Here is a 23,984-nt window from a genome sequence, read left to right on the forward strand (position 1 = left end):
TGCATTTTGGTGATTATTCCCCCACTTTATGGCTTTCAACACGGCGACCGAAGCCTAAAAGCTTGTAGGCGACGCTCACAATGGCCATAAAGAGGATGCCGACAAACAGCGACATACGGGTATCTTCATTGAATGCCATGCCGATCAGCACGCAAACCAGGAAGGCCATCGTGGCATAGTTAGCCCACGGAAAGAGAATAGAGCGGAACGGATGGCTGGCAATGGCCTGCTTATGAGCAATGCGGAAACGTAGCTGGCTTATCAGAATCACAAACCACGGCACCATACCCGGTAATACGCTGGCGCTGTAGACGTAAACAAACACGCGCTGTGGATTAGGGATGATGTAGTTAAGGCATGAACCGATCAGCAGAATCACAATAGAGATGCTGACGCCCGCTACCGGTACACCGCTTTTAGATACTTTCGCAACGGATGCCGGTAACTGACGGTTTTTTGCCAGCGCGTAGAGCATGCGCCCACAGCTGTACATACCGCTGTTACAGCCAGAAAGCGCTGCGGTCAGTACCACGAAGTTAATGATCCCTGCCGCCGCTGTAATGCCAATCTTAGCGAAGGTCAGTACAAAGGGGCTTCCATTGGTACCAATTTCATTCCACGGGAAAATCGTCACGATAACGAAGATGGCACCCACATAGAAAATCAGGATGCGCCACAGCACCTTACTGACCGCACTGCGCAGCGTAACCTGCGGATTTTTCGCTTCACCCGCAGTAATGCCGATCAGTTCCACGCCCTGGTAAGACGCAACAACAATACACAGCGCCGTCAGGAAGCCTTTCCAGCCGCCGGCAAAGAAACCGCCATGTTCGGTGAGGTTACCGAAACCAATAGAGTGACCGCCATTGCCGAAGCCGAAGAAAATAACGCCCAGTCCCACCACAATCATCACAATGATGGTGGTGACTTTGATCATCGCGAACCAGAACTCGATCTCGCCGTACAGACGGACTGCCGCAAGGTTGGCCATCGCCACCAGTCCGACGGCAATCAGCGCAGGTATCCACTGCGCCATTTCCGGGAACCAGAACTGGACGTATACCCCGATGGCGGTTATTTCCGAAATGCCCACTGCCATCCACATAAACCAATAGGACCAGGCGGTGAGATATCCAAAGAAGGGGCTCATGTAGCGATGCGCATATACGGCGAAGGAGCCTGCCACCGGCTCCATAAATAACATCTCGCCCATTGAGCGCATAATAAAGAACACAAAAAGCCCGGCGATAATATAGGCCAGTAACACGGAAGGGCCTGCCCATTTCAGGGTGCTCGCGGCCCCCATAAACAGGCCAACGCCTATTGTGCCGCCAAGGGCAATTAATTCAATGTGACGAGACTCCAGACCACGCTGGAGCTCGGGTTTGTTTTCGGCCATATAACCTCTGTTGTGATTGCTTATTTCCCGCCTGGCGGGTTGTTTTTATGAGAGTAACGTGCAGCAACGCACCGATACCGGCGTCGAATGTGCGAAATACGTCGCCACAATGCATTGAGTGAGCGAATGGTTTATTAAATTGAGGAAAATGGCAAACGATGTGTAAAAAAATCCTCTATTTCGCGCAATAAAACGGCGAATACATCGCGCCAGAGCGGCGCGATGGCAGAAAATTACAAGTTACCGCGATAGTGCCAGGAGAGATAACGCAGCAAACGTAGCTGCCTTGAGATACGACTCGGCTGGGAAAGGAGACGATATAACCACTCAAGCCCCAACCGCTGCCATATTCCCGGCGCGCGTTTTACATGCCCTGTAAAGACATCATAGGTGCCCCCTACTCCCATATATAACGCATGTGGATATACGGCACGGCAGTCCCGCATCAGGATCTCCTGACGCGGCGAGCCCATGGCGACTGTCACAATCTTTGCCCCGCTGTCACGGATGCGCTCGAACAGGGCCTGGCGGTCTTCGGTACGAAAGTAGCCGTCCTGGCTGTCAACAATGTTAACCTGCCACTGACTGCGCAGCTTTTCTTTTGCTTGCGCCAGTACGTCCGGTTTACCGCCGACAAGAAACACCGGCGTCCCCTCACGCCCCGCTTTCTTCATCAACGCTTCCCAAAGATCGGCGCCCGCAACACGTTGAACATCGGCGTGGGGGTACTTCTTACGCACCGAGCGCACCACGCTGATGCCGTCCGCGTACTTGAACTCAGCGTTTTCGATCAGGGTGCGAACCTGCGGCTCATCCTCAATCGTCAGCATTTTTTCTGCGTTAATGGCGACCAGCGTTCCTTCCTTGATCGCCCCATCGGCATATAAATAATCCAGTGCATGCTGCATATCGCGCCAACCGATAAGCTTCAGTCCACGCAGCTCATACACCGGAGCAGCAGTGTTGTCAGTCATTCGCATCCTTATTCAGACCTGAGACAATGGAGCGCCGCGCTTGTGAATCAGCCCGGCAACATCAAATAACCAGTAAAGCAGTTTCGCCATCAGCACGCAGGCACCGAAAACGAGGAGGAAAAAGACGACCCGCGACGTGAATGCATCCAGCCCCTCACGTGCAAGGACAATCATATTGAAGATGGCACCGAAGCAGAAACTATGCAAAATGGCGGCCTTGTAGCGGTTTGTTTCCCGATTCCCCAGGGTATAAATCCAGTCGAACCACTTGATGATAAGCCCCACAACCACGCCACCAAGAGGGATAAACCACACCCCACCCATCACCACCAGCGAGCCGATAAGCGTAGGGGAGATCGCGAGGCCAGAATGGTTGTTCAGGACTTCCCAGGTAAAGTAGTTTGCTGAGTTGAGCACAATACCGGGGCGTGAAGGCCAGAGCCAGGTGGGAATAAAGACATAAAAATCACGCACGATGGGGGCCAGCCCCTGGAAATCAATCTTGTCGTAATTTTGCAACAGCAGTGACAGGTTTTCCCATGGTGAGAACGTGTCGCGGGTGAGGTACAGGAAGGTGTAGAACGCCTCATCCCCGCTCACATTCAGGCCATAGCGCTTAAGCGCCAGCCAGAACATGCCAACAATCCCCATCACGCCAGCCGTCGCCAGCATCCATAGCGAGATCCAGCCGCGAATAATGCCGATAAACAAGAAGATAGCAAACGCGATAATGATATTGGCGCGCGTCCCCCCCACAATCATATAGGTCAACAAACCAAAGGCGACCGTGCTGACGAGGAAAAACAGCCACGCCCGCGCATCCTGACGCAGGAAGTAGATCACCAGCATCGCTGGGATGAAGAAATAGAAGAAGCGTTTGAGCGCAACGCCAGATACTTCACTGGAGAAGATCTGGCTGTACGAGTGCAGGCGAAACAGCAAAAAGCCGTTGTGCATAAAGAAAATACCGACACTGACCAGCGCGATCGCCAGCAGCATCGCGCAGGTGAGATGCGCCTCCACCCTGTTCACCGTGAACAAAGGACGACGAGGCATCTCCTGCGATGAGGCGCGCAACCGGGTTTTATAGGTAACGTAGTAGATGCCATAGAAGCAGGTTGCCGCCAGCAGGGATTGCATCATGATGCCTGGAGGCGCGACACCAACGTCGAAACGAAACACCAGAATACTGGTCAGTGGGAAACCAAAGAAAAAGGTCAGCAAAAAGAGCAACGAGAAGAAGACGTTGAAATTGAAGCGTACGCGGCGAAACTCAAACCAGGTAAGGGCCGCGATAAACAGGGATGACACTAACCAGAGGATCAGTAATCCACAAAACTCAAGTGGGCTCATCGCGTCTCCCCTGCGGCAATACGTAACGCCTGATGCCACGGACCAAGATAATTCGGGCTGAAGAAGGTAATAGCGTCTTTATCCACCGCCAGTAACTGGCGCTGTGCTTCCCGGATAATACTTTCATTCAGCGTATCATCGGTAAACAGTACCGGAACGCCCTCTTCCACCATATCCCGCCAGAAGGGGTTTTTACGATTAAGCACGCAGGGAACACCGGCCTGAATCAACAGGCACAGCGTGCCAATGCCTTGCTGCCGGGCAAAGATGAAATAGCCCAGGTCGCACTGGCTGAGCAACGCCAGGTAGTCGTCAAATGCCATTTTTTGGTCTAAAACACGGACATTTTGCGCGCTAAAAAGCGCCAGCCCGGCCTGACGCACCTGTTCAATATAGCTTTCGTTATTCGCCGGATACCCCATGGGCACAATGACATTCACCGTGTCGCCAAACTGACGATGAATGGCATTCAGGGCAGCAATGTGTTCGTTGCTCGGATCACCCGAGTTGCCCACCAGTATTGTCAGCTTACCTTCACGCTTGATTTCATAGGCCAGCGTATTCAGCGCCGGATCCATTCGGGTCGGGAAATAGAGCAACTCGCCACGAACGTCCGGGTGAACGTTAGCAAACCAGGCCAGATCGCCGCGAGTGGCAAAGATAGCGCCAACACGCCCCTGGGCAAAACGCCGCAGCGGGTAAAACAGTCGGAACTTGATGCTACGGGAGACTTCATAAAGATCGGCTCCCCAGGCATGCCAGTAAAATTGGTAAGACTTAATCGCGCCGCGCAACAGCGCCAGCCAGATGCCGGTATTAAACTGGCCGTGAAAGAAGAAGCGTTGCTGCCTGTTTGCTTTCGCCTTAGCAATCACCGCCTGCGCCAGAGCCTGTTTGGAGCCAAAAAAATGCAGCGTTAACGCAGGGTATGTCGAACTGATCCCTTCATCCTGACCGGCCAACATAAACTCACGGGCGCGATCGCCCGATGCCGCGAGATTGTCATTAAAGAATCGCAACACGGTGTGATTATGGTGTGGGATATCCGATCCCAGTACGTGTATGAGTGCAGTCATTGCCGTCTACGCCAGAGTAAAAACACGCCACAACAGAGGGCGAAATAAATAATATATGTTGCCATGTACGCCTGTGCTGCTCCCGCCGCACCGTGGGCCGGGATCAGTAAACGAGAAAACGCCGTCAGCAACGCAAACTGACTCAATTCCGCCAGAATATAAAATCGCAGAGAGGCCTTTGCGATAACCAGATAGCCAAATACGTAAGCGCCGACTTTCAATACATCCCCGACCAGTTGCCAGGCGAACAGATCGCGCATGGCGGTGAATTTGTCAGAGAACAGCAGCCAGATGGCGAAATCCCGCAACAACCAGACGCAGAAGCTCGCCGCGGCTACCGCCGGCAGTACAAATTTCAGTGATTTCACAATCTCACGGGTAATGTCCTGCTTTGCCGTTAACCGTGACAGCGTCGGCAGCAGATAAACGCTAAACGAGGCGGTAATAAATTGTAGATAAGCATCGGAAATACTGCTTACCCCCTGCCAAATACCCACCTCTTCCCAGCTGTAGTGTGCGGCCAGTTGGTTTCGCATCAACACATAGGCCAGGGGTAACGTGGCGGAGGTGATGAGCGCCATCAGCGTAAACTTACTGAGCTGGCCGGCGAGGCCGTTATCCCAACGCGGCCTGAAGTCTGAGAGCGGCACATGGCGGCGGCGGATAAGCATAACCAGGGCCGGAACAACCACCAGCGCTGGCACCAGCGCCATTCCAAGCAAGGCCCCCTGATAATCGCCGACTTTATAGCAGGCGTACCAGGCTAACACGCCAATCACGCTGCCGGTAATCAGCGAAATGGCATTGCCTGCCGCATCGCGAAAGCCCTTCATGACCGCAAGCAGCAGGTTTGCCCAGGCAATCCCCATCTGCACCAGCGCCACCAGACGGACCAGCCCCTGGTAATCCGTGTGACCAAACAGGCCCTGACTAATGGGTGCCGCCGCCAGCAGGAAAACCAACGCCATCAGCGTTGAGAAGCCCAGTACCATCGCCGAAGAGGTGCCAACAACATCCCGCAGACGCTGCGGCGAGTCGTGGTACTGAGCCACGAATTTCGTTACGCCGTTAAAAATACCCGCGCCAGCGAGCACGCCCAGTACGGTGACGAGCTGGCGGAAATTCCCCGCCTGCCCGACGCCTGCCGGTCCATACGCCAGAGCCAACAGCTTAACCACCAGCAACCCTGCGCCAATTTTGACGAGGGTACTGGCTGCGGTCCAGACAGATGCTTTTGCCAGCGACATGTCAGTTGAAGTAACTCAGCAAGGTGTTAATCACCGTACGCTGATTCACCGGGGCAAGGTTGTAGAACAACGGCAGGCGGAGCAAACGCTCACTCTCTTCGGTGGTATGCAAATCTTCGCCGTGGAATTCACCGAATTTCTCACCAGCCGGAGAGGCATGAAGCGGTATGTAATGGAATACCGACAGAATTTCAGCTTCTTTAAGGAAGTCGATTAATTTACTGCGGTCGTCCTGATCCCGCAGCTTGATATAAAACATGTGTGCGTTATGACCGCACTCTTTCGGAATCGACGGTAGCGTGATTCGCCCGCTACGTGCCAGTGGGGTGAGCGCATCAAAATAGGTCTGCCATAAGGAGAGACGCTGTTGATTGATGCGGTCAGCGGCTTCGAGTTGCGCCCATAAATAGGCAGCCTGCAAATCAGCCATCAGGTAGCTGGAGCCGATATCGCGCCAGGTATACTTATCAACCTGGCCACGGAAAAACTGGCTGCGGTTGGTGCCTTTCTCACGGATGATCTCCGCGCGTTCAACCAGAGCACGATCGTTAATCAGCGTTGCGCCACCTTCACCACCGGCGGTGTAGTTCTTGGTCTCGTGGAAGCTAAAGCAGCCAATATGGCCGATCGTCCCCAGCGCACGCCCTTTGTAGGTCGACATGACGCCCTGCGCGGCATCCTCCACCACGAACAGATTATGGTGTTTGGCAATCGCCATGATGGTGTCCATTTCGCAGGCCACGCCGGCATAGTGCACGGGCACAATGGCGCGGGTGTTTTCGGTGATAGCCGCTTCAATACGGGTTTCATCAATGTTGAGCGTATCCGGACGAATATCAACAAAGACGATTTTCGCGCCGCGAAGTACAAACGCATTGGCGGTCGACACGAAGGTATAGCTTGGCATGATCACTTCATCACCCGGCTGAATATCCAGCAGCAGCGCCGCCATCTCCAGCGAGGCCGTACAGGATGGCGTGAGCAACACCTTCGGGCTACGGAAGCGTTGTTCCATCCACTGCTGACAGCGACGGGTAAACCCACCGTCACCGCAAAGCTTGCCGCTGCCCATCGCCGACTGCATGTAGTCGAGTTCCGTTCCTACTACCGGAGGTGCATTAAAAGGGATCATAGGGTCACCTGTATAGCCAGTAAGCGGTACTTTCCATTATCGCACCGCTGCGAGTGTATCGTTTGATGGCGGCGAGATTACCTATCTGCGTCGCCACGCGAAGCGTCGTAAGCTGACGCTGACGCGCCCATTGGCATGCCGCCAGCATCAGTTTTTCCCCGGCACCAAAGCCGCCCAACAAGCCAATTCGGGCTTCATGATCGTTGAGCTGACGCAGGGAGACAAAAGCCGAGACGTCGCCGGTGGTCGTTCGAAACAGCAGGCACTGGTGGTCAAACACACCTTTAACGGCGTTTTCAATCCACTGCGCGTAAAAACGACCACTGGCCTCTGCGGGGTACCAGGGCGCACGGAAACGACTCTGGCTGAACAGCGTGGCGGCCATTTCGCGCAATGGCGCGATGTCTGCGTCTGCAGCGGTTTGCGCCAGCGGATCGATTCCACTCTCGGGCACCGCCAGGGCAAAATCCGCTTCCCCTTCGACCAGTTGAAACCCCAATTGTTGCAGGCGATCAAGCTGATGGGCGTGCGCGGCCGGAATTTTGACCTGCACGCGAGGCCAGGCGTTAAATGATTCTGGATCCAGCGCGGGCGCATCATCCTGCAAACGCAGAATAGCGCTACGAATGCCGAAAAAGGCGCTTTCCCACGTCAGTTCTTCAAGCGTGCCGTGAATCACGTTGCGCAGCCTTAACGCCAGACGCCTTTGGCGTCGACAATGTACTGCTGCTGTACTTTTTCACCGGCAATAGCTTTGAATTCGTTATGATCGACCAGCATGACGAGCACATCGGCTTGCGCCAGCGCCTCATCAAGGCTCACCAGTACGCTGTTTTCAGCCAGACGCGCCGGCAACTGATGAATATTCGGCTCAACCACCAGCGTTTCACCGCTATGCCACTGCGCAATGCTGTGGGCGATTTCCATCGCCGGGCTTTCACGCAGGTCGTCAATATTGGGCTTAAACGCCAGGCCAAAACAGGCGATTTTCACATCACTGGCCCGTTTGTCGGTTGCGGCGAGACAGTCGGCCACCGTCGCTTTGACCTGACCCAGGACCCAGTGCGGCTTGCTGTCGTTAACTTCACGCGCGGTACGGATGAGACGCGCCTGCTGCGGATTTTGCGCCACGATAAACCAGGGATCGACAGCAATGCAGTGCCCGCCGACACCCGGGCCCGGCTGCAGAATATTGACGCGCGGATGGCGATTCGCCAGACGTACCAGTTCCCAGACATTGATGCCCTGGTCGGCACAAATCAGCGACAGTTCATTGGCAAACGCAATGTTCACATCGCGGAAGCTGTTTTCGGTGAGCTTACACATTTCAGCGGTGCGGGAGTTGGTCACCACGCATTCGCCTTCAAGGAAAATATTGTACAGCTCGCTCGCACGTGCAGAGCAAACCGGCGTCATTCCGCCAATCACGCGGTCATTTTTGATAAGCTCAACCATCACCTGCCCCGGCAGTACGCGTTCCGGGCAGTAGGCGATATTGATGTCAGCCTGTTCGCCTGCCTGCTGCGGGAAGCTGAGATCTGGACGCGCTTGTGCCAACCATGCGGCCATCTGTTCGGTAGAACCGACGGGGGATGTCGATTCGAGGATCACCAGCGCCCCTTTCTTCAGCACGGGAGCGATAGACTTCGCAGCCGCCTCGACATACTTCATGTCAGGTTCATGCTCGCCTTTGAATGGCGTCGGCACCGCAATCAGATAAGCATCAGCGGCAACCGGCGTAGTGCTGGCACGCAACCAGCCCCCTTCCACTGCGGTTTTCACCACCTTATCCAGATCCGGTTCAACAATATGGATCTTGCCCTTGTTGATGGTGTCTACAGCGTGGGCGTTAATGTCGATCCCCACGACCTGTTTTTGCCGGGAAGCAAAAGCCGCTGCTGTTGGCAGTCCAATATAGCCAAGGCCAATGACGGAAATGGTTGTGAAGCTCATAGGGTTACCCGATTATTTTTCAGTGCATGCAAAATTCGACCACAGGCCTGTCCGTCTCCATACGGATTATGGGCACGGCTCATGGCTTGCCAGGCGTCGTTGTCATTCAGCAGTCGTGAAACCTCTTCAACAATGCGCTGACAGTTTGTTCCGACCAGTCTGACCGTACCGGCATCAACCGCTTCCGGGCGTTCAGTGGTATCACGCATTACCAACACCGGTTTACCCAACGACGGGGCTTCCTCCTGAATCCCACCCGAATCGGTGAGGATCAGCCAGGCATGATTCATTAACCACAGGAATGGCAGATAGTCCTGCGGCTCAATCAACGTGATGTTTTCAACGTGTCCAAGAATGCGATTGACCGGCTCACTGACGTTGGGGTTAAGGTGTACCGGATAGACGATTTGCACATCGTCATGCTGCGCGGCGATGTCAGCCAGTGCATGGCAAATTTCTTCAAACCCACGCCCGAAGCTTTCACGACGGTGGCCGGTAACCAGAATCAGCTTCTTATTAGGGTCCAGGAAGGGGTAGCGCGCGGCCAACGTCTCCTGCAGAGAAGCGTCATCCAGAATGCTGTCCCGTACCCAGAAAAGCGCATCAATCACCGTATTACCCGTGACATAAATATGCTTTTCAGCAATGTTTTCGCGCAGCAGGTTACTGCGTGAATTTTCCGTCGGCGCGAAGTGATACAGGGCCAGATGGCCGGTCAGCGTGCGGTTTGCCTCTTCAGGCCACGGCGACGAAAGGTCGCCGGTCCGCAATCCAGCCTCCACATGACCGACCGGGATGCGTTGATAGAAGGCAGCCAGGCTTGCGGCAACTGTGGTAGTGGTATCACCATGCACCAGCACGACATCCGGCCGGAATGATTCAAGAATGGGTTTTAAGCCTTCCAGAATACGACAGGTGATTTCAGTCAGCCCTTGCCCTGGCCGCATGATGTTGAGGTCATAGTCCGGAACGATAGAAAAAAGATTCAATACCTGATCGAGCATCTCCCGATGCTGCGCAGTGACGCATACCTTTGCGTCGAAATCAGGATCCTTTGCCAGCGCATGAACCAGTGGTGCCATTTTAATGGCTTCCGGGCGTGTGCCAAATACGGTGAGTACTTTCACAACGTTTCTCTTCGATTAGGTGATGAAGGCCCAAAGCCTTCATCGTAGACAGCGTATTAGAGTGAACGGCGACGCGCTAAGGCAACGCCTGCGCCAATCAATGCGCCCACCACTCCCCACATAATCATCAGGAAGGCACGACGCGGGCTATCGCGTTTTACCGGCTCCTCCGGCGTGCGCAAGTAACGATATGTCTGAAAACGGGGATCGAGTGTGGGACCAACGTTTAGCGTGTTGAGCATGGCCCGGTTCTGGAAATAATCCAGATCGAACTCAGGGCCTACGGCTTGCAAATTTTCCAGTCGCGCCTGAAGCATCGGCCGACCTAACAAAAACAGTTCGGAGTCCGGCAACTCTGCAGGCGGTACTTCTGTTTCAGTACGAGAAATGTTGTGCTGTTCTGCAACCTTCAGGGCGTTTTCCACGCTCGTGACGCGGCGGTTAAAAATGGCTTTCGCCACCTCTTCCTGACGTTTAACCTGCGCTTTCATCTGAATCGTTCGCGCAGCCCAGGCCCCTTTCAGTTCATCATTTAAATGCCTCGCCGCACGCTGGCTGGCAAACGCAACGTACTGACGGAGCAAGTTATTGGCATCCGGCGCCGTTTCAGCCGTCAGTTTGATATTGTCATTCATATTACGGGTGACATCGCCTGCGGTGTACTGAATGTTGTTTATCAACTCATCCAGCATAGCGGCATCCGCTTTACTGTTACCCACTTTACGCTGCTTGAAGTAATCCGTTTGCGACCAGAAATCGCGTCGGGTATCCCAGGACGCCAACTGCATCACGAACTCTTTATACGCCTCATCCATGACGGAAATCTGATCAACGGGTGCGAGACTGGCTTTGACATCGAGATTACGTAAAAACTGCTGCTGCGAGTAATAACCGCCGAGCATGTTTACGGTAGGTCTGTCGGTGATAGCCGTGGCTCCCCACTCCTGGCGCGCAAAGAAGGTCCAGATTAAGGCGGCTAACGCCAGCAATAGCGCAATGCCCACAATCCATAATTTTCCAGCCCAAAGGGTACGAAACAGACCACGAATATCCAGCTCATTTTCCGTACCTGCTAAAGGTGCTCCCGCCAATGGTTGAGTCATCTCTTTCCCGGATTTACTTGGTTAGTGTTGGTTTGTTACCGCTGTTGCGGCGAATTCTGCGCTTCACACGCTTAATAAAACGCGCCACTTTCCAGGCACGCTTGATGCAATAACCGTACAAGAAGAAGGATAGCAAAAATAATGCCAACATCACCCACTCAGGCACAATGTGGGTATATTCGGCGGCCACCCCGATGGAAGCCAACAGGGCAGCGGCTAAGGTAATCAAAACAAAGGCCTGACGGGAGGTAAACCCGGCGCGCATGATGAGATGGTGAATATGCTGGCGGTCCGCTGAGAACGGGCTCATCCCTTTACGCAGACGGCGATACATGATTGCTACCATGTCCATCAGCGGGATGGCAATAATCCAAAGTGCGGTGACGGGGCTTATCGGGTGCGTCTTTCCCTGGGTGGTTTCCAGCAGGATCCAGATAAGGGTAAAGCCGATAAACGTACTGCCCGCATCACCCATAAAGACTTTATAGCGGCGACCCAATACACCCAGATTTAACATGATGTAGGGCACGATGGCGGCAATCATGGCGAAGCACCACATGGCGAGGCTAATCTGCCCGTCAAACCACAGAATGATGCCAATCGCGGCGAAGGAAACACAAGAGAGCCCGCCCAGTAAGCCATCGATGCCATCAACCATATTAAAGGCGTTAATCGCCGCCCAGATAGCAAACAGCGTAAGCAGGTAACCAAAGGGCCCCAGTACCATTTCCCAGGTACCGAAGATATAACCGAGGCTGCTCAGATAAAGTTTTCCAACGGTCATCATCACAATGGCGATGAGTGCCTGGATCAGAGCGCGAATTTTGACGCTGATATCAAACCTGTCATCCATCACTCCCACGAAAACCAGCACACCGGCACAAGCCAGGTAGAGCGCAGCGTGGGGGATGTAATAGTTGGCGATTCCAAAGGTAAAGCAGATGCCCGCGTATACTGAAATTCCCCCCACCAGCGGTATCAACCCTTGATGCCGTTTGCGGAAGTTAGGCTTATCCACCAGACCGACGCGCTTTGCCACTTTGCGGGCAAAAAATAAAAACGCGGTGGTGAATAAGAAAATACTGAATAATTCAGTAAACGCAGTGAGTAAATTCACAATGCAAGCTCTCAGCGAATGTTAATCCTGGCAGTATAACGACGATGCCACGCTCCAAAAAGGAGAAAGCAGGTCATTCACAGGCGTTTTAGTATATTTATCAAGCAATCAGAGCGCTGATTCCATTGACGTTTGCGTTGGGGTGGCCTGCGGTGGACTATGCCTGTCCCTGTGCATATAGCGTATAGCCCATAAATAAAAAACGCCACGTAAAAACGTGGCGTTTCTGAGGTTTATTTGAATTAAGAGCGCTTCATCATGTCGAAGAACTCATCATTCGTCTTCGTCATTGCCAGCTTATTAATGAGGAACTCCATCGCGTCGATTTCACCCATCGGATGGATGATTTTGCGCAGGATCCACATTTTTTGCAGCTCTTCTTGCGTGGTGAGCAGCTCTTCTTTACGGGTACCGGAACGGTTGTAGTCGATGGCCGGGAAGACGCGTTTTTCAGCGATCTTACGTGCCAGATGCAGTTCCATGTTACCGGTGCCTTTAAACTCTTCGTAGATGACTTCATCCATTTTAGAGCCCGTGTCTACCAGCGCCGTCGCGATAATGGTCAGGCTACCGCCCTCTTCGACATTACGTGCAGCACCGAAGAAACGCTTCGGACGATGCAGGGCGTTGGCGTCCACACCACCGGTCAGTACTTTACCGGAAGCAGGCACCACGGTGTTATAAGCACGCGCCAGACGGGTAATGGAATCGAGCAGAATGATAACGTCTTTCTTATGCTCAACCAGACGCTTCGCCTTCTCGATCACCATCTCAGCAACCTGAACGTGACGCGAGGCCGGTTCGTCGAAGGTGGAAGCAACCACTTCGCCTTTAACCAGACGCTGCATCTCGGTCACTTCTTCCGGACGTTCGTCGATGAGCAGAACCATCAGTACGCAGTCTGGGTGGTTATAAGCGATGCTCTGCGCGATGTTCTGCAGCAGCATGGTTTTACCGGCTTTCGGCGGTGCCACAATCAGACCACGCTGACCGCGACCGATCGGCGAGGCCAGATCCAGTACGCGAGCGGTTAAGTCCTCGGTAGAACCGTTACCACGCTCCATACGCAGACGAGAGTTTGCGTGCAGTGGGGTTAAGTTCTCGAACAGGATCTTGTTGCGCGAGTTTTCCGGCTTATCGTAGTTAACCTCGTTAACTTTCAACAACGCAAAGTAACGTTCACCTTCTTTCGGCGGACGAATCTTACCAGAAATGGTATCACCAGTGCGGAGGTTGAAACGGCGGATTTGGCTGGGGGAAACGTAGATGTCATCAGGACCGGCGAGGTAGGAGCTGTCTGCAGAGCGGAGGAAACCAAATCCATCCTGCAATATCTCCAGTACACCGTCACCAAAGATATCTTCGCCACTCTTTGCGTGCTGCTTCAGGATGGCAAAAATAATGTCCTGCTTGCGCATACGAGCCTGGTTTTCCAGTCCCATATTTTCGCCGAGAGTGATCAGCTCAGAAACCGGCGTATTCTTTAATTCGGTAAGATTCATAATGGTGTGGGTTCTTAAACTCGGGGTAAAACTCGAACTTAATGTTGTGAATGGTATGGCAGGGTCATCCATGCCTGTTAACGGCCATCACTCATGTCCAATCGCTGCCTGGTCACAGGAGAGTACGCAGAACTGAAACGACAAGACGGAATTAAGTGACAAGCCCGGAATCTATCCACTTCTCTCGCAACAAAAGTTCTCAGCGGGAAGTATCGGGTAATACAAGGTTCAAACTACAAGGTATGTTCAAAACGAAGTCAAAACTAAATTAGCACGACTGAAGCCGGGCGTCCAGCGATCCCCTTAATTTAGGAAGACTGGCGCGCCGGCTGAGATTCGAGGGGTTACGCCAGGTTGGCGTCCAGGAACTCTTTCAGTTGACCCTTGGACAGTGCGCCCACTTTGGTCGCTGCCACTTCGCCGTTTTTAAACAGCAGCAGGGTCGGGATACCACGGATACCGTACTTCGGTGCCGTACCTGGGTTTTGGTCAATATTCAGCTTCGCGACGGTCAGTTTACCTTCGTACTCGCTAGCGACTTCATCCAGAATCGGGGCGATCATTTTGCACGGGCCGCACCATTCTGCCCAGAAATCGACGAGAACCAGCCCGTCCGCTTTGAGTACATCCGTGTCAAAACTGTCGTCAGTCAGGTGAATAATTTTATCGCTCATATTTACTCCACAGGATTATGTCTACCTTGTTAGTGTATGTAGCATAACCTTACTAAAGGTTGACTTTATTTCACCCCGTTTATTTGAACGGATGTGCTTTCGTAAAGCAATAGTAAACTGATATTCTACCACACTATGAGCAAAACACATTTAACAGAACAGAAGTTTTCCGACTTCGCCCTGCACCCTAAGGTGATTGAAGCCCTTGAAACTAAAGGCTTTCATAATTGTACGCCCATACAGGCACTGGCCCTCCCGCTGACGCTGGCTGGCCGTGATGTTGCAGGGCAGGCGCAAACCGGTACCGGCAAAACGATGGCGTTTTTAACGTCAACGTTCCATTATTTGCTTTCTCATCCTGCTATTGACGATCGCAAGGTTAATCAACCGCGCGCCATTATCATGGCACCAACCCGTGAATTAGCGGTTCAAATTCATGCTGATGCCGAACCTCTGGCACAAACCACTGGCCTGAAACTGGGTCTCGCCTATGGCGGTGACGGTTATGACAAGCAGTTAAAAGTGCTTGAGAGCGGCGTCGATATCCTTATCGGCACCACCGGTCGCCTCATTGATTACGCAAAGCAGAATCACATTAACCTTGGAGCTATCCAAGTAGTGGTTCTTGATGAAGCCGATCGTATGTACGATTTGGGCTTTATTAAAGATATCCGTTGGTTGTTCCGCCGTATGCCTGGGGTCACTCAACGCCTCAATATGCTGTTCTCTGCCACCCTCTCTTACCGGGTACGCGAGCTGGCGTTTGAGCAGATGAACAACGCGGAATACGTTGAAGTCGAACCGGAACAGAAAACCGGTCACCGTATTAAAGAAGAGCTTTTCTATCCGTCAAACGAAGAGAAAATGCGTCTGCTGCAAACGTTGATCGAGGAAGAGTGGCCAGATCGCGCCATCATTTTCGCCAACACCAAGCACCGCTGCGAAGATATCTGGGGCCACCTGGCAGCAGATGGGCACCGCGTGGGTCTGCTGACCGGCGACGTGGCGCAGAAAAAACGCCTGCGTATCCTGGAAGAGTTTACCCGTGGCGATCTGGACATCCTGGTGGCAACCGACGTCGCGGCTCGTGGCCTGCACATCCCTGCAGTGACCCACGTCTTCAACTACGACTTGCCGGACGATTGCGAAGATTACGTTCACCGCATCGGGCGTACCGGTCGTGCAGGCGCCAGCGGTCATTCTATCAGCCTTGCCTGTGAAGAGTACGCACTGAACTTGCCAGCGATTGAAACTTACACGGGTCACTCGATTCCAGTGAGTAAATACAATCCGGATGCATTGTTAACCGAGTTGCCCCCTGCGAAACGTCTGGTTCGATCGCGTTCAGGTAATGGTCCGCGCCGTAATAGCGCGCCACGTAATCGTCGTCGTTCAGGTTAAAAAACATGCTCGCTTCCGCCTCGCTTTATGCCGCTATTGATTTAGGCTCAAACAGTTTTCATATGCTGGTTGTTCGCGAGGTGGCAGGCAGTATTCAAACGCTGACCCGCGTGAAGCGCAAAGTGCGCCTTGCGGCGGGTTTGAGCCGCGAAAATGTTCTGTCGCAGGAAGCCATGGAGCGCGGCTGGCAGTGTCTGCGTTTGTTTTCAGAACGCTTGCAGGATATTCCCTCCGCTCAAATTCGTGTAGTCGCTACCGCAACATTGCGCCTGGCGGTGAACGCGAGCGAATTTATCGCCAAAGCCCAGCAAATTCTCGGCTGCCCGGTCCAGGTGATCAGCGGTGAAGAAGAAGCCCGGTTGATCTATCAGGGTGTTGCCCATACCACCGGAGGCTCTGACCGCCGTCTGGTTGTCGACATAGGTGGCGCCAGCACCGAACTGGTCACTGGGACTGGCGCACAGGCCACCTCCCTTTTCAGTCTCTCTATGGGATGTGTTACCTGGCTTGAGCGATTCTTTACCGATCGTAATCTGGGGCAGGAAAATTTCGCTGCCGCAGAGCAGGCGGCGCGCGAAGTGCTTCGCCCGGTGGCTGCTGAACTGCACCGTCATGGCTGGCAGGTTTGCGTCGGCGCTTCCGGCACCGTTCAGGCGCTGCAGGAAATCATGATGGCGCAGGGCATGGATGAGCGCATCACCCTCGTTAAACTTCAGCAGTTAAAGCAGCGGGCGATTCAATGCGGTCGCCTGGAAGAGCTTGAGATTGAAGGCCTGACGCTGGAACGTGCGCTGGTTTTCCCAAGCGGCCTTGCCATTCTGATTGCCATTTTCACTGAAATGAACATTCAGAGTATGACCCTGGCGGGCGGTGCGCTTCGCGAAGGGCTGGTCTATGGGATGTTACATCTGACCGTCGATCAGGACATTCGCAGCCGCACGCTGCGCAATATTCAACGCCGTTTTATTATTGATACCGATCAGGCACGCCGCGTCTCTACTCTGGCCGCCCTGTTCGCAGACAGCGTATCTGCCGCCTGGGATCTGGATGCATACAGCATCGAAATTCTGCAGGTCGCCAGTGAATTACACGAAATCGGTTTAAGCATTGAGTTCAAGCAGGCACCGTTACATGCGGCCTGGCTGGTGAGAAATCTGGATTTGCCCGGTTTTACACCTGCGCAGAAAAAACTGCTGGCCACCTTGCTGTTAAACCAGACGAATACGGTCGATCTCTCCTCGTTACATCAGCAGAACGCCGTTCCGCCGCGCGTTGCAGAACACCTTTGTCGTTTGCTGCGCCTGGCGATTATTTTTGCCAGTCGTCGTCGTGACGATTTGCTGCCGGCTATCACGCTCACGGCCGAAGGAGAAAAGCTGACGCTGCGCTTGCCACAGGATTGGCTGGCGTGTCATCCGCTGGGTGCGGAGCTGATTGAGCAGGAAAGCCAGTGGCAAAGTTATGTTCACTGGCCGCTCGCGGTGCTGTAAATCGATGTGCCCGGCCTGTTCCTTGTGCCGGGCAACGCTCACTCCTACGCTTTCCCTTTCGCCCTTTCCAGCATGGCCTTAATGTTGGCGACGTTAGCCTGCCCCTTGTGCATCCTTTCTTCGGCGGTAATGACCTTACGTTCCTGTTCCCAGATAACATCATCCTGGGGCAATTCAAGCAGGAAGCGGCTCGGCTCAGGGCGCATCAGCTCCCCGTACTGACGTCGCTCTTTACACAACGTAAAGGTCAGCTCTTTTTGCGCACGGGTGATACCGACATAAGCCAGTCGGCGCTCCTCGTCGATGTTATCTTCATCAATACTGCTCTGATGCGGAAGGAAGCCCTCTTCCATGCCCACCATAAAGACATAGGGGAACTCCAGACCTTTCGAGGCATGCAGGGTCATCAACTGCACCTGATCCAGGTCTTCATTGCTCTCACCCCGCTCCATCATGTCGCGCAACGTAAAACGCGTCACCACCTGGTCCAGCGCCATCGGGTCATTGAGCTCATCCCCCTCCAGCATTTCTGTCATCCAGGAAAAGAGCGTGTTGACGTTCTTCATTCGCATTTCAGCGGCTTTCGGGCTGGGTGAGGTTTCGTAAAGCCAGGATTCGTAATCGATGCCATGAATGAGATCGCGTACCGCTGAGATAGGCTCACGTTCTGCCAGTCGCTGAATTTCTCCCAGCCAATGGGTAAAACGCGTTAATGATTCATAGCCACGACCGGTGAGCGTCTGATTTAGCCCCACATCGAAGCTGGCCGCGAACAGACTCTTATTACGAACCATCGCCCATTCACCCAGCTTTTGCAGCGTCGCCGAGCCGATTTCACGTTTAGGGGTGTTCACAATGCGTAAAAAAGCGCTGTCATCATCCTGATTGGTCAGGATCCGTAAGTACGCCAGCAAGTCTTTAATTTCGGGGCGTGAGAAGAAAGATGTCCCGCCGGAAATACGATAAGGAATGCGGTTTTGCATCAGGAATTTTTCGAACACGCGGGACTGATGGTTCCCACGGTACAGGATGGCGTAGTCCTTGTATTCCGTCTTGTTGATAAAGTGATGGGCAATCAATTCGCCGGTGACGCGTTCCGCTTCGTGCTCTTCATTGTTTGCGCTCAGCACTTTCAGTTCAGCACCATAGCCCAGCTCAGAGAAAAGGCGCTTTTCAAACACATGGGGGTTATTGGCAATCAGAATGTTTGCGGCTTTCAGAATACGCCCTGAGGAGCGGTAGTTCTGCTCAAGCTTGATGACCTGCAAGGCCGGAAAATCTTCATTCAGCAGTACCAGGTTTTGTGGACGCGCGCCACGCCAGGAGTAAATCGACTGATCGTCGTCACCCACGACGGTGAAACGCGCCCGCTGCCCTACCAATAATCTGACCAGCTCATACTGACTGGTGTTGGTATCCTGGTACTCATCCACCAGCAGATAGCGAATTTTGTTTTGCCAGCGCTCGCGCACCTCTTCATTACGTTGCAGCAGTAAGGTTGGCAGCAAAATCAGATCGTCAAAGTCGAGCACATTACAGGCTTTCAGGTGGGCATCGTAAAGGCTGTAACAGTGGGCAAATATGCGATCCCGCTCGCCACTGGCGCGTGCTGCCGCCTGGGGAGGCGTCAGAAGATCGTTTTTCCAGTTTGAGATCGTTGAGATCAATTGCTGCAATACCACTTTGTCATCGTCGATCAACCCTTCAGTCAGATCCTTAAGTAACGCGACCTGATCGGTGTCATCGAACAGTGAAAAGTTGGATTTCATCCCCAGCGCGGCAAACTCACGTTTGATAATATCCAGCCCCAAAGTATGGAACGTTGAAATCATCAAACCCCGCGCCTCTTTACGCCCCAACGTCTGCCCGACACGCTCTTTCATCTCGCGCGCCGCTTTGTTGGTAAATGTCACCGCAGCGATGTGGCGAGCCTGATATCCGCACTCGCGGATCAAATGGGCGATTTTGTTAGTGATAACACGGGTTTTACCGGAGCCAGCCCCCGCCAGCACCAGGCAAGGACCAGTTACAAATTCTACGGCTTGTTGTTGGCCAGGGTTAAGACGCATGGACATATTGCTCAATCTTCGAACGGGGGGAGGATTGTAGCAGAAAGCCGAAGGGAGATTTACCTGCGGATGGTAAAGTGTGGCGACATGAATACCTCACAGGGCCAAACAAATGGCGAAGACCGCAGCAGCACTGCATATCCTGGTGAAAACCGAAAAACTGGCGCAGGAGATCCTGGCGAAACTGGAAAAAGGTTCAAGCTTTGATTATCTGGCAAAACGTCATTCTACTTGTCCATCTGCACGCAACGGTGGCGATCTTGGTGAGTTTAAGCAGGGAGTCATGGTTGGCCCCTTCGATAAGGCGGTGTTCAGTTGTCCGCTGCTCACCCCTTTTGGTCCGGTGAAAACCAAGTTTGGTTACCACATTATCAAGGTGCTGTATCGTCGCTAACGCATGCTACTATTGCGGCCTGATTTATCCCCATTTATTTAAGGCGCGATCATGGCAAAAACAGCGGCAGCAATGCATATCCTGGTGAAAGAAGAGAAACTGGCACTCGATCTTCTCGAACAACTGAAAAACGGCGGCGACTTTGAGAAGCTGGCGAAGAAACATTCCACCTGCCCGTCAGGTAAAAAAGGCGGCCATTTAGGCGAGTTCCGTCAGGGTCAAATGGTCCCGGCTTTCGATAAAGTCGTCTTCTCCTGCCCGGAACTGGAGCCAACCGGCCCGCTGCATACCCAGTTCGGCTACCACATCATTAAAGTGCTGTACCGGAAATAAACAGCAACGCCTTCTCCAGGAGAAGGCGTTTAGTGTTTGCACCCTCTCCCACCGGGAGAGGGCCGGGATGAAGGCACCAGCGTGCTTTGTAATTAGCCAGCGACGCCAGTTTTTTTATTTCTGCGATTGCAGCATCTGTTGAGCGTTATGTTTCATCACATGTGTGCTGACGGCCGCCTGGAATACTTTGAACATCAGTCCGTTAATCAATGTGGCCAGCGTGATGGTGATAAAAGCGGTCATCACCCAGTCGATAAATGCAAAACCGCTGTGTAATAACGCCGGGCGGTAAACCAGCATCCCACCAAACACCACCCAGTGGCTCATACAGTAAAAGCACTGGAAAAGATGCCCCATCATTGCGTTCTTTTTGGTCGTCCACTCGCGAAACGCAGCGAACAGTTCTGTTTGCGTTATCGTCATTGAGATGCTGCTGGCTGCCAGAGCGATCATCAGGCAAGTGGTTACATCGGCTAGAAATTCAGACATCATGATTCGTGACCCTTCTCGTTGAAATAAGACATAAATTCCACACCAATGTCCTGCAGCGTCAGCCCCTTGAAACGCGCCAGGATCAATGTCTCAGCATCGGCAAGCGTAGATGACATCATCCGGTTTACCCCTTGTTCTACCAGGCATGCCGGGTTCTCGCTTCGATTCCCCAGCGCAAACAGCGCGGGTTCGCCTAACGCGACGTAAATATCGTGGAGCGTGACTTCGTTGGCAGGACGACAAAGCCGCCAGCCGCCGTGGTGCCCTTTTATGGCACAGACGATCTGGCTTTCCCGAAGGCCAGCGAGCAGCTTACGGATGAATGCAGGATTACCGTCAATAAAGGCGGCCATCTGCTCCGAGGTCATGGGTTTATCGGCCTGCTCCATATGCAGCAGGATGTGAAGCGTTGCGGAGAATGAGTTATTTATTTTCATGTAACTTACGATATTACATAAGAGTCTAAATAACAATAACGCCAGTGAAAACTCGTGGCGGAAGATAACTATCTTGTTGATCTAATGGATTATATAGATAAAAAAACCTGACGGCATTTGTGCACGTCAGGTTTTTAAGCCGGAGGGAGCGGCAGGTCAGGTCGGCAAAAAGCGACCCGACGCTTGATTAGCCTGCGACAGCGATACGTTTCATATCGGTCATATAGCCACGCAGTTTCTTACCTACAGCCTCGATAGGGTGAGCCTGAATAGCTTCGTTAACATCACGCAGCTGCGCGTTGTCTACAGAACCTTCTGCAATGGCTTTGCCCAAATCGCCAGTCTGCAGGGTAGTCATGAACTCTTTCAGCAGCGGTACGCATGCGTAGGAGAACAGGTAGTTGCCATATTCAGCGGTATCGGAGATAACCACGTTCATTTCGTACAGACGCTTACGGGCGATGGTGTTCGCGATCAGCGGCAGTTCGTGCAGGGATTCATAGTAAGCGGACTCTTCGATGATGCCGGAATCGACCATGGTTTCGAAGGCCAGCTCAACGCCTGCTTTCACCATCGCAATCATCAGAACGCCTTTGTCGAAGTACTCCTGCTCGCCGATTTTACCCTCGAACTGGGCAGCGGTTTCGAACGCGGTTTTACCGGTCTCTTCACGCCAGGTCAGCAGGTTTTTGTCGTCGTTTGCCCAGTCAGCCATCATGCCGGAAGAGAATTCGCCGGAGATAATGTCATCCATATGTTTCTGGAACAGCGGGGCCATGATGCCTTTCAGTTGCTCAGACAGCGCATAGGCGCGCAGTTTTGCCGGGTTGGACAGACGATCCATCATCAGCGTAATGCCACCCTGTTTCAGCGCTTCGGTGATGGTTTCCCAACCGAACTGAATCAGTTTTTCTGCATATGCCGGGTCGGTACCCTCTTCCACCAGCTTATCGAAGCACAGCAGCGAGCCCGCCTGCAGCATGCCACACAGGATAGTCTGCTCACCCATCAGGTCAGATTTCACTTCTGCAACGAAGGAAGATTCCAGAACACCTGCACGATGACCACCGGTTGCTGCTGCCCAGGCCTTCGCAATCGCCATGCCTTCGCCTTTCGGATCGTTTTCCGGGTGAACGGCAATCAGGGTCGGTACACCGAAACCACGTTTGTACTCTTCACGGACTTCTGTACCCGGACATTTTGGCGCAACCATCACCACAGTGATGTCTTTACGAATCTGCTCGCCCACTTCTACAATGTTGAAGCCGTGGGAGTAACCCAGCGCCGCGCCATCTTTCATCAGCGGCTGAACGGAACGTACAACATCGGAGTGCTGTTTGTCCGGCGTCAGGTTAACCACCAGATCGGCTTGCGGAACCAGCTCTTCGTAGGTCCCCACTTTAAAACCGTTTTCGGTCGCTTTACGCCATGAAGCACGTTTCTCGGCAATGGCTTCTTTACGCAGTGCGTAGGAGATATCCAGACCAGAGTCACGCATGTTCAGACCCTGGTTCAGACCCTGTGCGCCACAACCCACGATGACCACTTTTTTACCTTGCAGGTAGCTTGCGCCATCGGCAAATTCATCACGCGCCATAAAGCGACATTTACCCAGCTGAGCCAGCTGCTGGCGCAGATTCAATGTATTAAAGTAGTTAGCCATGGTGAAACCTCGTTGATGTGTCGTGCTTATTGTTCGGTTCGCATATGCGAGAATGAACTTACTATATGACAGGAAATTTATTGCGGAAATTGATATATTCACAACGTCACATTGCAAATTCTGCAACGTAAATAAATCAGGAGCGGGCTGTGGATTTACGCGATCTTAAAACCTTTTTGCACCTCGCAGAGAGCCGTCATTTTGGCCGCAGCGCCCGTGCAATGCACGTGAGCCCCTCGACGCTCTCCCGCCAGATCCAACGTCTGGAAGAGGACCTGGGTCAGCCGTTATTCATCCGCGATAACCGCACCGTGACGCTCACCGAAGCAGGTGAAGAACTCCGTATCTTTGCCCAGCATACGCTGATGCAGTATCAGCAGCTTCGCCATACGATGGATCAAAAAGGTCCCTCGCTTTCCGGCGAATTGCATCTGTTTTGCTCCGTTACCGCCGCATACAGCCACCTGCCGCCGATCCTTGATCGCTTCAGGGCTGAACATCCCTCCGTTGAGATCAAGCTCACCACCGGCGATGCCGCTGATGCAATGGAAAAAGTTGTCTCAGGCGAAGCCGATCTGGCGATTGCCGGGAAGCCAGAAACCTTGCCCGGTGCGGTGGCATTCGCCATTCTGGAGAATTTAGCCGTTGTGCTGATTGCGCCTGCTCTGCCCTGTCCGGTACGAAATCAGGTCTCTCATGCGGAACCGGACTGGTCTTCCGTACCGTTTATCATGGCCGATCAGGGGCCGGTGCGCCGCCGTATTGAGCTCTGGTTTCGTCGTCACAAAATCAGTAACCCTTTGATTTACGCGACGGTGGGTGGGCATGAGGCGATGGTATCTATGGTCGCGCTCGGTTGCGGCGTCGCGCTACTACCAGAAGTGGTACTGGAAAACAGCCCGGAACCCGTGCGTAATCGTGTGATGATTCTGGAACGCAACGATGCGGAATCGCCGTTTGAGCTTGGCGTCTGCGTACAGAAAAAACGGCTGCATGAGCCGCTGATTGATGCGTTCTGGAAAATTGTTCAGGGTTGATAAGGAGAGAC

General features: G+C 53.2%; 23 protein-coding genes. 5 read left to right on the forward strand and 18 right to left on the reverse strand.

The annotated features are described in order from the left end of the window. Positions 1 to 13: 13 nt before the first annotated feature. From thrP to trxA, 14 genes are all read right to left on the reverse strand, one after another. The gene (gene thrP, locus ACUY4Q_RS23155; protein WP_458044964.1) at positions 14 to 1,399 is read right to left on the reverse strand and encodes a bifunctional threonine/serine APC transporter ThrP; all 1,386 of its coding nucleotides are present in this window, start codon (positions 1,397 to 1,399) and stop codon (positions 14 to 16) included. Positions 1,400 to 1,632: 233 nt separating this feature from the next. Beyond that, entirely contained in the window at positions 1,633 to 2,373 is a 741-nt protein-coding gene (wecG, locus tag ACUY4Q_RS23160; protein ID WP_458044965.1) for a lipopolysaccharide N-acetylmannosaminouronosyltransferase, read from the reverse strand. A 12-nt stretch (positions 2,374 to 2,385) separates the two neighbouring features. Next, positions 2,386 to 3,726: an ECA oligosaccharide polymerase gene (wzyE, locus tag ACUY4Q_RS23165; protein WP_458044966.1), complete on the reverse strand. Its 1,341-nt coding sequence runs from the start codon at positions 3,724 to 3,726 to the stop codon at positions 2,386 to 2,388. After that, on the reverse strand, positions 3,723 to 4,802 hold the full coding sequence (locus ACUY4Q_RS23170) for a TDP-N-acetylfucosamine:lipid II N-acetylfucosaminyltransferase (protein WP_458044967.1): 1,080 nt from the start codon (positions 4,800 to 4,802) through the stop codon (positions 3,723 to 3,725). The genes wzyE and ACUY4Q_RS23170 overlap by 4 nt, the downstream gene beginning before the upstream one ends. Further along, complete coding sequence (gene wzxE, locus ACUY4Q_RS23175; RefSeq protein ID WP_458044968.1) at positions 4,799 to 6,049, reverse strand: lipid III flippase WzxE; 1,251 nt, start codon at positions 6,047 to 6,049, stop codon at positions 4,799 to 4,801. Before wzxE ends, ACUY4Q_RS23170 begins: the two co-directional genes overlap by 4 nt. A 1-nt stretch (position 6,050) precedes the next feature. Continuing rightward, entirely contained in the window at positions 6,051 to 7,181 is a 1,131-nt protein-coding gene (rffA, locus tag ACUY4Q_RS23180; RefSeq protein ID WP_458044969.1) for a dTDP-4-amino-4,6-dideoxygalactose transaminase, read from the reverse strand. Between the two features lie 4 nt (positions 7,182 to 7,185). Next, on the reverse strand, positions 7,186 to 7,860 hold the full coding sequence (rffC, locus tag ACUY4Q_RS23185) for a dTDP-4-amino-4,6-dideoxy-D-galactose acyltransferase (RefSeq protein WP_458044970.1): 675 nt from the start codon (positions 7,858 to 7,860) through the stop codon (positions 7,186 to 7,188). 11 nt (positions 7,861 to 7,871) lie between these two features. Continuing rightward, the gene (gene wecC, locus ACUY4Q_RS23190; protein WP_458044971.1) at positions 7,872 to 9,134 is read right to left on the reverse strand and encodes a UDP-N-acetyl-D-mannosamine dehydrogenase; all 1,263 of its coding nucleotides are present in this window, start codon (positions 9,132 to 9,134) and stop codon (positions 7,872 to 7,874) included. Continuing rightward, positions 9,131 to 10,261: a non-hydrolyzing UDP-N-acetylglucosamine 2-epimerase gene (gene wecB / locus ACUY4Q_RS23195; RefSeq protein WP_458044972.1), complete on the reverse strand. Its 1,131-nt coding sequence runs from the start codon at positions 10,259 to 10,261 to the stop codon at positions 9,131 to 9,133. Before wecB ends, wecC begins: the two co-directional genes overlap by 4 nt. 56 nt (positions 10,262 to 10,317) lie before the next feature. Next, positions 10,318 to 11,364 carry an ECA polysaccharide chain length modulation protein gene (gene wzzE / locus ACUY4Q_RS23200; RefSeq protein ID WP_458044973.1) on the reverse strand — a complete coding sequence of 349 codons (1,047 nt, stop codon included), beginning with the start codon at positions 11,362 to 11,364 and terminating at the stop codon, positions 10,318 to 10,320. A 13-nt stretch (positions 11,365 to 11,377) separates the two neighbouring features. Then, entirely contained in the window at positions 11,378 to 12,481 is a 1,104-nt protein-coding gene (gene wecA, locus ACUY4Q_RS23205; protein ID WP_458044974.1) for a UDP-N-acetylglucosamine--undecaprenyl-phosphate N-acetylglucosaminephosphotransferase, read from the reverse strand. A gap of 242 nt (positions 12,482 to 12,723) precedes the next feature. Beyond that, positions 12,724 to 13,983 (reverse strand): transcription termination factor Rho, encoded by a 1,260-nt coding sequence (gene rho, locus ACUY4Q_RS23210; protein WP_064327923.1) that lies wholly within the window; start codon positions 13,981 to 13,983, stop codon positions 12,724 to 12,726. Between the two features lie 77 nt (positions 13,984 to 14,060). Further along, positions 14,061 to 14,162 carry a hypothetical protein gene (locus ACUY4Q_RS23215; RefSeq protein ID WP_458044975.1) on the reverse strand — a complete coding sequence of 34 codons (102 nt, stop codon included), beginning with the start codon at positions 14,160 to 14,162 and terminating at the stop codon, positions 14,061 to 14,063. 165 nt (positions 14,163 to 14,327) lie between these two features. Then, on the reverse strand, positions 14,328 to 14,657 hold the full coding sequence (trxA, locus tag ACUY4Q_RS23220; protein WP_039077011.1) for a thioredoxin TrxA: 330 nt from the start codon (positions 14,655 to 14,657) through the stop codon (positions 14,328 to 14,330). A 135-nt stretch (positions 14,658 to 14,792) separates the two neighbouring features. Between trxA and rhlB the strand changes: the two genes are divergently transcribed. Next, complete coding sequence (gene rhlB / locus ACUY4Q_RS23225; protein ID WP_458044976.1) at positions 14,793 to 16,058, forward strand: ATP-dependent RNA helicase RhlB; 1,266 nt, start codon at positions 14,793 to 14,795, stop codon at positions 16,056 to 16,058. A 5-nt stretch (positions 16,059 to 16,063) separates the two neighbouring features. Continuing rightward, positions 16,064 to 17,548 (forward strand): guanosine-5'-triphosphate,3'-diphosphate diphosphatase, encoded by a 1,485-nt coding sequence (gene gppA, locus ACUY4Q_RS23230; protein WP_458044977.1) that lies wholly within the window; start codon positions 16,064 to 16,066, stop codon positions 17,546 to 17,548. Between the two features lie 44 nt (positions 17,549 to 17,592). On the opposite strand, the gene rep is transcribed toward gppA, so the two are convergent. Further along, complete coding sequence (gene rep / locus ACUY4Q_RS23235) at positions 17,593 to 19,617, reverse strand: DNA helicase Rep (protein ID WP_458047427.1); 2,025 nt, start codon at positions 19,615 to 19,617, stop codon at positions 17,593 to 17,595. Positions 19,618 to 19,729: 112 nt separating this feature from the next. Between rep and ppiC (ACUY4Q_RS23240) the strand changes: the two genes are divergently transcribed. Both ppiC (ACUY4Q_RS23240) and ppiC (ACUY4Q_RS23245) read left to right on the forward strand, forming a co-directional pair. Next, positions 19,730 to 20,011: a peptidylprolyl isomerase PpiC gene (gene ppiC / locus ACUY4Q_RS23240; RefSeq protein WP_458044978.1), complete on the forward strand. Its 282-nt coding sequence runs from the start codon at positions 19,730 to 19,732 to the stop codon at positions 20,009 to 20,011. Positions 20,012 to 20,062: 51 nt separating this feature from the next. Continuing rightward, positions 20,063 to 20,344 (forward strand): peptidylprolyl isomerase PpiC, encoded by a 282-nt coding sequence (gene ppiC / locus ACUY4Q_RS23245; protein WP_039055076.1) that lies wholly within the window; start codon positions 20,063 to 20,065, stop codon positions 20,342 to 20,344. A gap of 114 nt (positions 20,345 to 20,458) precedes the next feature. Here ppiC (ACUY4Q_RS23245) and ACUY4Q_RS23250 read toward each other — a convergent pair whose 3' ends face one another. The 3 genes from ACUY4Q_RS23250 to ilvC all read right to left on the reverse strand — a co-directional run bounded on the left by ACUY4Q_RS23250 (position 20,459) and on the right by ilvC (position 22,936). Continuing rightward, on the reverse strand, positions 20,459 to 20,833 hold the full coding sequence (locus tag ACUY4Q_RS23250) for a DUF1360 domain-containing protein (protein ID WP_458047428.1): 375 nt from the start codon (positions 20,831 to 20,833) through the stop codon (positions 20,459 to 20,461). Further along, positions 20,833 to 21,273 carry an Rrf2 family transcriptional regulator gene (locus tag ACUY4Q_RS23255; RefSeq protein WP_458044979.1) on the reverse strand — a complete coding sequence of 147 codons (441 nt, stop codon included), beginning with the start codon at positions 21,271 to 21,273 and terminating at the stop codon, positions 20,833 to 20,835. Before ACUY4Q_RS23255 ends, ACUY4Q_RS23250 begins: the two co-directional genes overlap by 1 nt. A 187-nt stretch (positions 21,274 to 21,460) precedes the next feature. Further along, complete coding sequence (gene ilvC, locus ACUY4Q_RS23260; protein WP_458044980.1) at positions 21,461 to 22,936, reverse strand: ketol-acid reductoisomerase; 1,476 nt, start codon at positions 22,934 to 22,936, stop codon at positions 21,461 to 21,463. Positions 22,937 to 23,085: 149 nt separating this feature from the next. On the opposite strand from ilvC, the gene ilvY reads away from it, so the two are divergent. Continuing rightward, a complete protein-coding gene (ilvY, locus tag ACUY4Q_RS23265) occupies positions 23,086 to 23,973 on the forward strand; it encodes an HTH-type transcriptional activator IlvY (protein ID WP_458044981.1) in 888 nt (295 codons plus the stop codon). Positions 23,974 to 23,984: the final 11 nt, after the last annotated feature.

Source organism: Phytobacter cepae, assembly GCF_054165735.1.

Coding starts and splice junctions, on each gene's coding strand:
- thrP (WP_458044964.1), bottom strand. CDS start 1,399: ATGGCCGAAAACAAACCCGAGCTCCAGCGTGGTCTGGAGTCTCGTCAC.
- wecG (WP_458044965.1), bottom strand. CDS start 2,373: ATGACTGACAACACTGCTGCTCCGGTGTATGAGCTGCGTGGACTGAAG.
- wzyE (WP_458044966.1), bottom strand. CDS start 3,726: ATGAGCCCACTTGAGTTTTGTGGATTACTGATCCTCTGGTTAGTGTCA.
- ACUY4Q_RS23170 (WP_458044967.1), bottom strand. CDS start 4,802: ATGACTGCACTCATACACGTACTGGGATCGGATATCCCACACCATAAT.
- wzxE (WP_458044968.1), bottom strand. CDS start 6,049: ATGTCGCTGGCAAAAGCATCTGTCTGGACCGCAGCCAGTACCCTCGTC.
- rffA (WP_458044969.1), bottom strand. CDS start 7,181: ATGATCCCTTTTAATGCACCTCCGGTAGTAGGAACGGAACTCGACTAC.
- wecC (WP_458044971.1), bottom strand. CDS start 9,134: ATGAGCTTCACAACCATTTCCGTCATTGGCCTTGGCTATATTGGACTG.
- wzzE (WP_458044973.1), bottom strand. CDS start 11,364: ATGACTCAACCATTGGCGGGAGCACCTTTAGCAGGTACGGAAAATGAG.
- rho (WP_064327923.1), bottom strand. CDS start 13,983: ATGAATCTTACCGAATTAAAGAATACGCCGGTTTCTGAGCTGATCACT.
- trxA (WP_039077011.1), bottom strand. CDS start 14,657: ATGAGCGATAAAATTATTCACCTGACTGACGACAGTTTTGACACGGAT.
- rhlB (WP_458044976.1), top strand. CDS start 14,793: ATGAGCAAAACACATTTAACAGAACAGAAGTTTTCCGACTTCGCCCTG.
- gppA (WP_458044977.1), top strand. CDS start 16,064: ATGCTCGCTTCCGCCTCGCTTTATGCCGCTATTGATTTAGGCTCAAAC.
- rep (WP_458047427.1), bottom strand. CDS start 19,617: ATGCGTCTTAACCCTGGCCAACAACAAGCCGTAGAATTTGTAACTGGT.
- ppiC (WP_458044978.1), top strand. CDS start 19,730: ATGGCGAAGACCGCAGCAGCACTGCATATCCTGGTGAAAACCGAAAAA.
- ppiC (WP_039055076.1), top strand. CDS start 20,063: ATGGCAAAAACAGCGGCAGCAATGCATATCCTGGTGAAAGAAGAGAAA.
- ACUY4Q_RS23250 (WP_458047428.1), bottom strand. CDS start 20,833: ATGTCTGAATTTCTAGCCGATGTAACCACTTGCCTGATGATCGCTCTG.
- ACUY4Q_RS23255 (WP_458044979.1), bottom strand. CDS start 21,273: ATGAAAATAAATAACTCATTCTCCGCAACGCTTCACATCCTGCTGCAT.
- ilvC (WP_458044980.1), bottom strand. CDS start 22,936: ATGGCTAACTACTTTAATACATTGAATCTGCGCCAGCAGCTGGCTCAG.